The organism is Streptomyces sp. NPDC030809 (assembly GCF_055572195.1).
This window is the reverse complement of the sequence record NZ_JBVIDV010000002.1, coordinates 218,546-230,664: the sequence shown is the minus strand read 5'-3', so window position 1 is coordinate 230,664 and position 12,119 is coordinate 218,546. Positions and strand designations below refer to the sequence as shown.

General features: G+C 71.6%; 11 protein-coding genes. 9 read left to right on the top strand and 2 right to left on the bottom strand.

Annotated elements, in window-relative coordinates; all coding sequences use genetic code 11:
- Window positions 1-46 precede the first annotated feature (46 nt).
- The gene (locus ACZ407_RS03720; RefSeq protein WP_468125189.1) at window positions 47-601 is read right to left on the bottom strand and encodes a vitamin K epoxide reductase family protein; all 555 of its coding nucleotides are present in this window, start codon (window positions 599-601) and stop codon (window positions 47-49) included.
- Between the two features lie 152 nt (window positions 602-753).
- Between ACZ407_RS03720 and ACZ407_RS03715 the strand changes: the two genes are divergently transcribed.
- On the top strand, window positions 754-1,902 hold the full coding sequence (locus tag ACZ407_RS03715) for a sensor histidine kinase (RefSeq protein ID WP_468125188.1): 1,149 nt from the start codon (window positions 754-756) through the stop codon (window positions 1,900-1,902).
- A 73-nt stretch (window positions 1,903-1,975) separates the two neighbouring features.
- Here the strand turns inward: ACZ407_RS03715 and ACZ407_RS03710 are convergent, their stop codons facing one another.
- A complete protein-coding gene (locus tag ACZ407_RS03710) occupies window positions 1,976-3,025 on the bottom strand; it encodes a rod shape-determining protein (protein WP_468125186.1) in 1,050 nt (349 codons plus the stop codon).
- Window positions 3,026-3,142: 117 nt separating this feature from the next.
- On the opposite strand from ACZ407_RS03710, the gene folC reads away from it, so the two are divergent.
- The 8 genes from folC to rodA all read left to right on the top strand — a co-directional run bounded on the left by folC (window position 3,143) and on the right by rodA (window position 11,976).
- On the top strand, window positions 3,143-4,654 hold the full coding sequence (gene folC, locus ACZ407_RS03705; protein ID WP_468125184.1) for a bifunctional tetrahydrofolate synthase/dihydrofolate synthase: 1,512 nt from the start codon (window positions 3,143-3,145) through the stop codon (window positions 4,652-4,654).
- Between the two features lie 3 nt (window positions 4,655-4,657).
- Complete coding sequence (locus ACZ407_RS03700; protein ID WP_468125182.1) at window positions 4,658-5,014, top strand: DUF4233 domain-containing protein; 357 nt, start codon at window positions 4,658-4,660, stop codon at window positions 5,012-5,014.
- A 64-nt stretch (window positions 5,015-5,078) separates the two neighbouring features.
- On the top strand, window positions 5,079-5,492 hold the full coding sequence (ndk, locus tag ACZ407_RS03695) for a nucleoside-diphosphate kinase (RefSeq protein ID WP_468125181.1): 414 nt from the start codon (window positions 5,079-5,081) through the stop codon (window positions 5,490-5,492).
- Window positions 5,493-5,777: 285 nt separating this feature from the next.
- On the top strand, window positions 5,778-6,797 hold the full coding sequence (locus ACZ407_RS03690; protein ID WP_125647420.1) for a rod shape-determining protein: 1,020 nt from the start codon (window positions 5,778-5,780) through the stop codon (window positions 6,795-6,797).
- A gap of 127 nt (window positions 6,798-6,924) precedes the next feature.
- Window positions 6,925-7,878, top strand: coding sequence for a rod shape-determining protein MreC (gene mreC / locus ACZ407_RS03685; RefSeq protein WP_468125179.1), 954 nt, complete (start codon window positions 6,925-6,927; stop codon window positions 7,876-7,878).
- A gap of 9 nt (window positions 7,879-7,887) precedes the next feature.
- Window positions 7,888-8,583 (top strand): rod shape-determining protein MreD, encoded by a 696-nt coding sequence (mreD, locus tag ACZ407_RS03680; protein ID WP_468125177.1) that lies wholly within the window; start codon window positions 7,888-7,890, stop codon window positions 8,581-8,583.
- Between the two features lie 13 nt (window positions 8,584-8,596).
- Entirely contained in the window at window positions 8,597-10,780 is a 2,184-nt protein-coding gene (gene mrdA / locus ACZ407_RS03675; RefSeq protein WP_468125176.1) for a penicillin-binding protein 2, read from the top strand.
- Complete coding sequence (gene rodA, locus ACZ407_RS03670; protein WP_468125174.1) at window positions 10,777-11,976, top strand: rod shape-determining protein RodA; 1,200 nt, start codon at window positions 10,777-10,779, stop codon at window positions 11,974-11,976. Before mrdA ends, rodA begins: the two co-directional genes overlap by 4 nt.
- Window positions 11,977-12,119: the final 143 nt, after the last annotated feature.

The following is a 12,119-nucleotide window of genomic DNA, read 5'->3' as shown; positions in this document are numbered from 1 at the left end:
GCGGGGGCCTTCGGGCGTTGCGGGTACGGCGGGTCCCCGGGCGGGATCAGGCGAAGCGCGCCAGGGTGAGCCCGGCCATCACGGCGTACAGCAGCAGCGGGACCAGCCAGTGCGGGAGGGCCGCCAGGCGGCGGGGCAGCCGCACCACGTGCCGGGTCACGTACCAGAACAGCGGCACGGACACCGCCCACACGAGCACGCACCACGGGCAGAGCGCGCCGATCACGTACAGGCACTGCGCGAAGAGCCACAGCACGAAGCCGAACGCGGCCGTCACCCCGGCCTGCACCAGCAGCCACAGCCGGCGGGGGAACTCCGCCCCGGCGAGCAGCGCGAGGCCCAGCCCCGCCAGCATCCCGAAGCCGGCCAGGCCCAGCAGGACGTTCGGGAAGCCCAGCACGTTGCCCTGCCAGGTGCTCATCACGTCCCCGCAGCTGACCACCGCGTTCACGTTGCACCCCGGGACGAACCGCGGGTCCTCCAGCATCCGGATGCGGTCGTACCCGAGCACGCCCGAGGCCAGCACCCCGAGCAGTCCGGAGCCGAGCAGCAACAGGGGCAGTCCCCGGCCGGACCGCCGGGGGAGGGGCACGCCGATCATTCCTCCGACGCTAGGGGGCGCAGCGCCGCGGCGGCAGGGCGGAAGGTCGCCCGCCGTATGGGTCGAATGTCCCGATCTCGGGTGCCATAAATCACTTTTTTCGGGCGCTGCGTCGGGCGGATCCGCCGGGCGGACCTTGGATGATGGAAGACATGCACGTCACGCCCCCCGCCCCGGCGATCCGACGGACCGCCGACGCGGTCCGCCGCCTGGCAGCGGGACGGCTGGGCTCCCCGCGGGCACTGGACGTGATCACCGCACTCGGCTGCTTCGGCCTGATGATGCTCGACCTGCCGGGCCTGGCCGCCGACGACAACTCCCTGAACGGCGCAACCGCCACCCTGGTGCTCGCCGCCGGCGCCTCCACGGTGCTGGTGCGGCGCCGCGCGCCCTGGGCCGGCTACCTCGCCGCCCTGGTGTTCATCGGCTGGCTCCACGAGCTCACCCTGATCCAGTTCGCCCTGTACTCCATCGGCCGCTACCGGGGCCGTGGCGCGGGCACCCTCGCCACCGCGGCCTACATCGGCTACGCCTACCTGCTCTTCAACCTGCCGGGCTGGCCCGTCGAGAAGGCCGACACCCTCAGCGGGTTCCTCAGCCTCGTCGTGCCCATCGGGGTGCTCGCCGCCGCCGTGGGCATCGCCGCCTACCGGCAGGACCTGGTCCGCGAGCTGGACCAGCAGCGGGCCGAGTCGGCCGTCTTCCGCGCGGTGCAGCAGGAGCGCACGGCGGTCGCGCGCGACGTGCACGACTTCGTGGGCCGGGAGCTGACCCTGCTGACGGTCCGCTCCGAGGTGCTCGCCCTGCGCTCGCGCGGCAGCGCGCACGAGAAGGACTTCGACGAGCTCTCGGAGACCGCGCGCCGCGCCCACCTCGTCCTCAACGACATCATCGTGCAGCGCGGGGAGCGGGCCGCGACCCCGGGGGTGGACGGACTGCCCGCGCTCGCCGAGGAGAGCGGCCGGGCCGGCTCCCCGGTCCGGCTGGCCGTGGATGAGGCCGCCCGGCACGTCTCCCCGCTGCGGCAGGCCGCGGTGTACCGGGTGGTGCAGGAGTGCCTGACCAACGCGGCCAAGCACGCCCGCGGCGCCACCGTGGACGTGACCGTCTCGGCCGAGGGTGCGCAATTGCGGATCGCCGTGCGCAACGCCGTGCCCGCGCGGACCCCGCTGCGCGCCCCGGTCTCCGCCGGCTCGGGCACGGCGAGCATGTCCGAGCGGGTGGAGAGCCTCGGCGGCACCCTCACCGCGCACCGCACCGAGAACACGTACGAGGTCGTCGCCACCCTGCCGCGCGGCTGACCGGCCGGCGGCCGGGCGGCTCCCCCGGCAGGCCGCGGCCGGCCGCCCCGCCCCGCGCCCCCGCAGACGCCCCTCAGGCCCGCGTCGCCGCCGAGAGCATCCCGAGTGCGTCGAGGTCCTCCACGCACTTGCCCGAGCCCAGGGCCACGCAGTCCAGCGGGTCGTCCGCCACGAACACCGGGATCCCCGTGGCCGAGGCCATCCTCAGGTCCAGCCCCGGCAGCAGCGCCCCGCCGCCCGTCAGCACGATCCCGTGCTCCATCACGTCCCCGGACAGCTCCGGCGGGCACTCCTCCAGCGTGGCCCGCACCGCCGCGATGACCGCCTCCACCGGCTCGTCCAGGGCGCTGCGCACGTCGAGCGCGGTCAGCTCCAGGGTCTTGGGCATCCCGCCGACCTTCTCGCGCCCGCGCACCGTGAACGTACGGGTCTCCAGCTCGGGGCGGTCGGGCACCGGCCAGGCCGAGCCCACGGCCACCTTGACGTCCTCGGCCGTGCGCTCCCCGATCAGCAGGGAGTGCTCCTTGCGCACGTAGTCCATGATCGCCGCGTCCAGCCGGTCCCCGCCCACCCGCAGCGACTGCGAGGCGACGATCCCGCCGAGCGAGATCACCGCCACTTCGGTGGTCCCGCCGCCGATGTCCACGACCATCGAACCGCGCGCCTCGGACACCGGCAGCCCCGCGCCGATCGCGGCCGCCATCGGCTCCTCGATCAGGTGCACGGACTTCGCGCCGGCCCGGGTGGAGGCGTGCACGATGGCCCGCCGCTCCACCGGGGTCACCCCGGAGGGGACGCACACCACCATCCGGGTGCGGGGCCGGCGGCCCGGCACCGCCTTGCGCACGAAGTGCCGGATCATCTCCTCGGCGGCCTCGTAGTCGCAGATCACCCCGTCCTTCAGGGGCCGGATCGCGGTGATCGAGCCGGGGGTGCGGCCGATGGTCTCCTTGGCCTCCGTGCCGACGGCCAGCGCCGTGGTCGTGCCCGCCCGCACGGCGACCACGGAGGGTTCGTTCAGGACGATCCCGTGCCCCCGTGCGTAGACCAGGGTGTTCGCGGTCCCCAGGTCTATCCCTATGTCGCGGCCGGACCCTGTCTTGTTGCTGCTCGCCTGCGGCATTTGTTCCCCTATCCTCTGCCGCAAGGCTTGCATAACGATCAGGCAGCACCTTCCGCCGAAGGTCCCGAAACGGCCGGGTCGAAAGTCCCTGCGCCCCCCGTCCGTAGACTGGGTCCTGTGAGTGAGCAGCAGCCCGAGAGTGCCGACCGGCCCGACGAGTTCGACGAGATCGTCGCCGAGGAGACCGACCGCGACCCCGACCTGGCGGTGATCGAGGCCGGCAGCCGCACCCTGCGCGCCCAGGCCGGCCCGCCGCAGGGCGACCCCGTCCCGACCCGCCCCGCGGACCCGGAGGTGGACCGGGCCCTGCGCGAGGTGGAGCAGGAGCTGGCCGGCCGCTGGGGCGAGACCAAGCTGGACCCCTCGGTGTCCCGGATCGCCGCCCTGATGGACGTACTGGGCGAGCCGCAGCGCGCGTACCCGTCGATCCACGTCACCGGCACCAACGGCAAGACCAGTACCGCCCGCATGATCGAGGCCCTGCTGAACGCCTTCGAGCTGCGCACCGGCCGCTACACCAGCCCGCACGTGCAGTCCGTCACCGAGCGGATCAGCCTCGACGGGGCGCCCATCACCGCCGAGCGCTTCATCGACACCTACCGCGACATCCAGCCGTACGTGGAGATGGTGGACGCGAAGGAGGAGTACCGGCTGTCCTTCTTCGAGGTGCTCACCGCAATGGCCTACGCGGCCTTCGCGGACGCGCCCGTGGACGCGGCCGTGGTCGAGGTCGGCATGGGCGGCACCTGGGACGCGACGAACGTGATCGACGGCTCGGTCGCGGTCATCACCCCCATCAGCCTGGACCACACCGACCGCCTCGGCGGGACGCCCGGCGAGATCGCCCAGGAGAAGGGCGGGATCATCAAGCAGGGCGCCACGGTCATCCTGGCGCAGCAGCCGGTGGACGCCGCCCAGGTGCTGCTGAAGCGGGCCGTCGAGGTGGACGCCACCGTGGCCCGCGCCGGCATGGAGTTCGGCGTGGTCGCCCGCGAGGTCGCGGTCGGCGGCCAGCAGCTGACCCTGCGCGGGCTGGGCGGCGAGTACGAGGACGTGTTCCTGCCGCTGTACGGCGAGCACATGGCGCACAACGCGGCCGTGGCCCTGGCGGCGGTCGAGGCCTTCTTCGGGATCGGGGCGGAGCACGCCCGGCCGCTGGACGTGGACACCGTCCGCAGGGCCTTCGCCTCCGTCACCTCACCGGGCCGCATGGAGGTCGTGCGCCGGAGCCCCACCGTGGTGCTGGACGCCGCCCACAACCCGGCCGGGGCCCAGGTCACCGCCGCGGCGATCACCGAGGCCTTCGGGTTCAGCCGGCTCATCGGCGTGGTCGGCGCGAGTGACGGAAAGGACGTCCGGGGCGTCTTCGAAGCCTTCGAACCGATTTTCGCCGAGGTCGTGGTCACGGCGAACACCAGCCACCGGGCGATGGGCGCCGACGAGCTGGCCGCCATCGCCGTCGAGGTCTTCGGGCCCGACCGGGTGCAGGTCGAGCCCCGGCTCGACGACGCCCTGGAGGCGGCGATCACCCTGGCGGAGGAAGAGGCCGAGTACGGAGGGGCCGGCGTCCTGGTGACCGGCTCCGTGATCACGGTGGGCGAGGCCCGCCTGCTGCTGAAGAGGGGCTGACACATGCGCACGCTCTGTGCGAGCACCCTGATCGGCGAGTTCTTCGTCATCGGGTTCGCGGGCCTGGTCGCCATGAAGGGCGACCTGTCCCAGGCAGTGGTCTGGACGGTCTGCGGCATCGCCATGCTGCTGTCCGTCCTGCTGTGCGGGATGCTCTCGCGCCCCGGCGCGGTGCAGATCGGCTGGGCCCTGCAGATCGGGCTGGTCCTCAGCGGCTTCGTGGTCCCGACCATGTTCTTCCTGGGCGCGGTCTTCGCGGGCCTGTGGTGGTGCTCGGTCCACTACGGCCGGAAGGTGGACGAGGCGAAGGCCCGCTGGGCGGCCCAGGCCGAGGCCGCCCCCGCGCCTGACGCTGCGTGACGGCGCGGCGGGCACGCACTGTAGCCTCGTAGGACCGCACCCGTATGCCGCAAGGAGTTTCACCATGACCCAGCGCACGCTCGTCATCCTCAAGCCCGACGCGGTCCGCCGCGGGCTGGTCGGCGAGATCATCGGCCGCATCGAGCGCAAGGCCGGCTGGACCATTCCGGCGATGGAGCTGCGGACGCTCGACCAGGAAACCCTGGAGGCGCACTACGGGGAGCACAAGGGCAAGGTGTTCTACGAGCCGCTCATGGGCTTCATGGCCTCCGGCCCCGTCGTGGTCCTGGTCGTCGAGGGCGAGCGGGCCATCGAGGGCGTGCGCGGGCTGGCCGGCCCGACCGACCCGATCGCCGCGGCCCCCGGCTCCATCCGGGGCGACTTCGGCACCATCACCCGGGAGAACCTCATCCACGCATCGGATTCCGAGGAGTCCGCGGAGCGCGAGCTGAAGCTGTTCTTCCCCTCCCTCGTCTGACCTCGCGTCAGCCGAATAGCGCTCACCACCTGGGGCGACCGAAGTAATTTCGGTCGCCCTTCGGTATTCCCCGGCAGGGCCGGGAACGCATGGCCCGGACACGACGTCACCATAACGGGGGCGGGTATCCGTTCCGGCGGGAAAGCCGGAGTCCCGTCGCGCGATGTGAGCACATGCGGCACTACGATGGGGCCTCCACCCACACACCCACCTCGCCGACTCCTGACAGCAGCCGCTATCAACCGGGAAGGCCAGACGCTCCTCATGGGGAACAAGGGGAACTCAATGTCGTTCATCGGCCGTGACATGGCTGTCGACCTCGGGACCGCCAACACGCTGGTGTACGTGAGGGGCCGGGGGATCGTCCTGAACGAGCCTTCCGTCGTCGCCATCAACACGAACACCGGCGGCATTCTGGCAGTGGGCTCCGAGGCGAAGAAGATGATCGGCCGGACGCCCGGCAACATCGTCGCCGTACGCCCGCTCAAGGACGGCGTGATCGCCGACTTCGAGATCACCGAGCGGATGCTGCGGTACTTCATCCTCAAGATCCACAAGCGCCGCTACCTGGCCCGCCCGCGCGTGGTCGTCTGCGTCCCCTCCGGCATCACCGGGGTCGAGCGCCGCGCCGTCATCGAGGCCTCCACCCAGGCAGGCGCCCGCCAGGTGCACATCATCGAGGAGCCCATGGCCGCCGCGATCGGATCCGGTCTGCCGGTCCACGAGGCCACCGGCAACATGGTGGTGGACATCGGCGGCGGCACCACCGAGGTCGCCGTCATCTCCCTCGGCGGAATCGTCACGGCGCAGTCCATCCGGGTGGCGGGCGACGAGCTCGACAACGCGATCATCCAGCACATCAAGAAGGAGTACTCCCTCCTCCTCGGTGAGCGGACCGCCGAGCAGATCAAGATCACCATCGGTTCGGCCTACGACCTCGACAAGGACGAGCACACCGAGATCCGCGGCCGCGACCTGGTCTCCGGCCTGCCCAAGACCGTGGTCATCTCGGCCGCCGAGGTCCGCAAGGCCATCGAGGAGCCGGTCAACGCCATCGTGGACGCGGTCAAGACCACCCTCGACAAGTGCCCGCCCGAGCTCTCCGGCGACATCATGGACCGCGGCATCGTGCTCACCGGCGGCGGCGCCCTGCTGCGCGGCCTCGACGAGCGGCTGCGCCGCGAGACCGGCATGCCGATCCACATCGCCGAGGACCCCCTCGACTCCGTCGCGCTCGGCTCCGGCAAGTGCGTCGAGGAGTTCGAAGCCCTCCAGCAGGTCCTGGACGCCCAGCCTCGGCGTTGACAAATGCCCCCTCTCCGGGGGATATGCGGAACACACAGATCCGCCGTACGGGTGCTACCGCGCCCGTGCGGCGGATCGTTGATATACAGGCAAGAGAATTCCCAGAAGGAAGGCACGGCTGCCGCACGTGAGGGACACACGAGAGAGCCGGCTGCTCCTGGTACTGCTGGTCGCCATCGCGTTCGCGCTGATCACGGTGGACATCCGGGCGGGCGAGGAGTCGCCGGTCGACGGTGCCCGCCAGGCCGCCGCCGCGGTGTTCGGACCGGTCGAGAAGGGCGTCGCCGACGCCGTCGACCCGGTCGCCAACGCCATAGGAGCAGTACGGGACTCCGGCAAGCGCCACAACCGGATCACCGCACTCGAACGCGAGAACGCCGCGCTCAAGGCCCGGCTCGGCAGCGACGACCGCAACCGCAGCCGCATCCGCGAACTCGACGCCATGCTGAAGAAGGCCGGCGCCGGCCAGTACGGCATCAAGGGCGCCGAGGTCATCGCCATAGGAGCGGCCCAGGGCTTCTCCTGGACCGTCACCATCGACGCGGGCAGCCGCGACGGCATCCGCCGGGACATGACGGTGCTCAACGGCGACGGACTCGTCGGCCGGGTCACCACGGTCGGCCCCGACACCGCCACCGTCCTGCTCGCCAACGACCCCGACTTCACCGTCGGCACCCGCCTGGAGAAGACCGGCGAGCTGGGCTTCGCCACCGGACAGGGCGACCACGCCCTGTCCGTCCAGATGCTCAACGGCAGGGCCCGGATCGTCCCCGGCGACCGGCTCGTCACCTTCGGCTCGCACGGCAACAAGCCCTTCGTGCCGGGGGTTCCGCTCGGCGAGGTGATCCGGGTCGAACCCGCGCGCGGCGCCCTCACGCGCACCGTCTGGCTCCGCCCGTACGTCGGCTTCTCCCGCCTCGACATCGTCGGGGTGGTCGTGATGCCGCCCCGCGAGAACCCGCGGGACGCCGTGCTGCCGCCGAAGCCCGAAAAGCCCAAGCCCGCCCCGACGGTCACCGTGACGGTCACCCCCTCGGCGAGCGCCCCCGCCGGGGACGCCGGACAGCCGGCCGACGAGTAGGAGACCGCCATGCGCTTCAACCGGATCCTGCTCTCGGCCACGCTGGTCGTGGTCGCGCTCGTCGTCCAGGTCGCCGTCCTCGGCCGCCTCCAACTGCCGGGGGCCGTCCCGGACCTGGTCCTGCTCACCGTCGTCGCCCTCGCGCTCGTCTACGGGCACGTCAGCGGGGCCCTCATCGGCTTCGGCGCCGGCCTGCTCTCCGACCTCGCGCCGCCCGCCGAGCACGCCGCCGGCCGCTACGCGCTGGTGCTGTGCATCATCGGCTACGCGGCCGGGCTCGCCCGGCCCGACAACGGCCGGTTCCGCTCGGCCTGGGGCCCGATGCTCACCGTCGTGGCCGCCGCGGTCGGCTCCACCCTCATGTACGCGGGGGTCGGCGCCCTCGTCGGCGACACCGCCGCCCGGCACGTCGGCATCACCGGGCTCCTGTTCACCGCCGCCCTCTACGACCTGCTGCTCGCGCCGTTCACCGTGCCCTTCCTGATGGCGCTCGCCCGCCGGGCCGAGAACGACCCGATGGCCGTCGAGGCCAACGGCGGACCCGCCCAGGGCGCCGACGTCTCCTCCGGCTGGCTGGCCGGCGGCACCGGACTCAGCGTCGGCGGGCGGCGCAGCGGCCTGCGCATGAAGGCCGCCCGCAGCACCGCGGGCCGGGCCGGGCGGATAAAGGGCGTCAAAGGCGTGAAGAGCGCCAAGAAGCTGTGACGGGGGAGCAGGCGTGACCAACATTCCCGAGACCGGCCGCACCCCCCGGGTGCAGATCCGGCTCGTCATCATCCAAGTGATCGTCTTCTCCCTGCTGTTCACCCTCGGCGGGCGGCTCTGGTACCTCCAGATCCGCAACGGCGACGAGTACACCGACGAGGCGAAGAGCAACCACGTGCAGCGGGTGGTCCAGCCCGCCGTGCGCGGCTCGGTCCTCGACGCCCGCGGGGTCCCGCTCGCCGACAACGAGACCCGCCTCGTCGTCTCCGCCAGCCGCACCGAGCTGATGAAGATGGAGGACCGCGGCAAGGCCGTCATGACCCGCCTCGCCGACGTCCTGGGCATGGCCCCCAAGGACGTCATGGACAAGATCCGGCTCTGCGACTCCCAGACCCCGCGGCCCTGCTGGAACGGCTCCCCGTACCAGCCGATCCCGGTCACCCTCGAAGCCACCACCCAGCAGGCGCTCCAGATCCGCGAACGCCCCGAGGACTTCCCCGGCATCACCGCCGAGCCCACCGCCGTACGCCGCTACCCCGCGCCCGGCGGCGCCCGTACCGCTCAGGTCCTCGGCTACCTCTCGCCGGTCACCGACGAGGAGATCCAGAAGGCCAAGGACACCGACTCCCCGCACCTGCGCTCCGACCAGGTGGGCCGCTCCGGCATCGAGCGCACCTACGACAAGCAGCTGCGCGGCAAGGCGGCCGTCACCTCGTACGAGGTGGACAACCTCGGCCGGGTCATGGGCCAGACCCAGTCCGACCCCGGGGTCGCCGGATCGACCCTCGTCACCAGCATCGACGCCCGGGTCCAGGCCGCCGCCGAGTACGAGCTGCACAAGGCGATGAAGACCGTCCGCCAGGAGACCGACAAGATCACCGGCCGCAAGTACGAGGCCGACTCCGGTGCCGTCGTCGTCATGGAGTCCAAGACCGGCCGGGTCATCGCGATGGCCTCCCAGCCCGACTACGACCCCAACGCCTGGGTCGGCGGCATCTCCGCCAAGGACTACGCCCGGCTCACCAGCGAGAAGTCCAACTACCCGCTGCTCAACCGGGCCATCCAGGGCCAGGCCCCCGCCGGCTCCGTCTTCAAGGTGGTCTCGGCGAGCGCGGCCGTGCGCGCCGGCTACGACTTCAACGACAAGTACAACTGCAGCAGCTCGTACAGCATGGGCAACCGCAGCTTCGCGAACTTCGAGTCCAAGGGGCACGGCCCCATCACCCTCGGGGACGCGCTCAAGTACTCCTGCAACACCGTGTTCTACCGGCTCGGCCACCAGGAGTGGCAGCGCGACGGCGGCCTGAAGCCGAAGAAGAACGCGCACGACTGGTTCTACCGGACCGCCCACGAGTTCGGCTTCGGCGCCGAGACCGGCATCGACGTGCCCAACGAGGTCCGCGGCCGCATCCCCGACCGCCGGTGGAAGAAGAACTTCTGGGAGGCCAACAAGGACGCCTGGTGCAAGCAGGGGAAGAAGGGCGGCACGTACGTCGAGCAGATCGCCTACGAGAGCTGCCTCGAAGGCAACCAGCTGAAGGCCTTCGACAGCATCAACTTCTCCATCGGCCAGGGCGACGTCCTCATCACCCCCATCCAGCTGGCCACCGTGTACGCCGCCATCAGCAACGGCGGCACCCTCTACACCCCGTCCATCGGCAAGGCCGTCATCAGCCCCGACGGCAAGAAGGTCGAGGAGATCAGGCCCCGGTCCCACGGCCGGCTCCCCGTGGACGCCCAGACCATCCGCGACCTCGACAAGGGCCTGCGCTCCGTCGTCGAGCCGGGAGGCACCGCCGCCTGGCGCTTCGGCGGCTGGCCGATGGACAAGATCCCCATGCACGCCAAGACCGGCACCGCCCAGGTCTACGGCAAGCAGACCACCTCCTGGTTCGCGACGTACACCAAGGACTTCACGATCGTCATGACGATCTCCCAGGGCGGCACCGGCTCCGGGGCCTCGGGCCCCGCCGTGCGCAACATCTACGACGCGATGTACGGGCTCGACAAGAGCGGCAAGCAGGACCTCCGGAAGGCCCTGCTGCCGCGGCCCCAGCCCGGACTCCCCAAGATCGACAAGGACGGCTCCATCGACGCGCCGCAGGTCCGGCCGTACGTCCCGGTGCCCGAGGAGCCGGAGACCCAGCTCGCCGGGCCGCCCGGAGAGGTGTGGATGGGCCGGAGGGGGGACCTGTGACCGGGGCGAACAACTTCTCGGTCGCCCGGTACGCGCCCGACCGCGGACCGCTGGCCAGACTGACCGCACGCGACTCGATACTGCGCCGGCTGGACTGGCCGATACTGCTCTCCTCGCTCGCGCTGTCCTTCATCGGTGCGCTCCTCGTGTGGTCGGCCACCCGCAACCGCACCCAGCTCAACCAGGGCGACCCGTACTACTTCCTGCTGCGGCACGCCCTGAACACCGGCATCGGGCTGGTGCTGATGATCGGCACGGTCTGGCTCGGCCACCGCACCCTGCGGGGCGCGGTGCCGGTGCTCTACGGGCTCTCCCTCGTGCTGGTCCTGGCCGTGCTCACCCCCCTCGGGGCCACGATCAACGGCGCGCACGCGTGGATCGTGATCGGCGGCGGCTTCTCGCTCCAGCCCAGCGAGTTCTGCAAGATCACGATCATCCTGGGCATGGCCATGCTGCTGGCCGCCCGGGTGGACGCGGGGGACCTGGAGCACCCCGACCACCGGACCGTGGTCAAGGCCCTGTGCCTGGCCGCCGCGCCCATGGGCATCGTCATGCTGATGCCCGACCTCGGCTCGGTCATGGTGATGGTGGTGATCGTCCTCGGGGTGCTGCTGGCCTCCGGGGCCTCCAACCGCTGGGTCTTCGGACTGCTCGGCTCCGGGGTGGTCGGGGCGGTCCTCATCTGGCAGCTCGGGGTGCTGGACGAGTACCAGATCAACCGCTTCGCGGCCTTCGCCAACCCGGAGCTCGACCCGGCCGGCGTGGGCTACAACACCAACCAGGCGCGGATCGCGATCGGTTCGGGCGGGCTGCTGGGCTCCGGGCTGTTCAAGGGCTCGCAGACCACCGGCCAGTTCGTGCCCGAGCAGCAGACGGACTTCGTCTTCACCGTGGCGGGGGAGGAGCTGGGCTTCGTGGGCGCCGGGCTGATCCTGGTGCTGCTGGGCGTGGTCCTGTGGCGGGCCTGCCTGATCGCCCGCGAGACCACCGAGCTGTACGGGACGATCGTGGCGGCCGGGATCATCGCCTGGTTCGCCTTCCAGTCCTTCGAGAACATCGGCATGACCCTCGGGATCATGCCGGTGGCGGGCCTGCCGCTGCCGTTCGTGTCGTACGGCGGCTCCTCGATGTTCGCCGTGTGGGTGGCCATCGGCCTGCTCCAGTCGATCAAGGTGGAGCGGCCCCTGTCCGCGTAGCTCCGTGCGGCTCCGCGCAGCTCCGTGCGGCTCCGTCAGGCGACGTGCAGGCCCGGGGGGGGGGGGGGGGGGGGGGGGGGGGGGGGGGGGGGGGGGGGGGGGGGGGAGGGGGTGGGGGGGGGGGGGGGGTAGGTGTGGTGGGG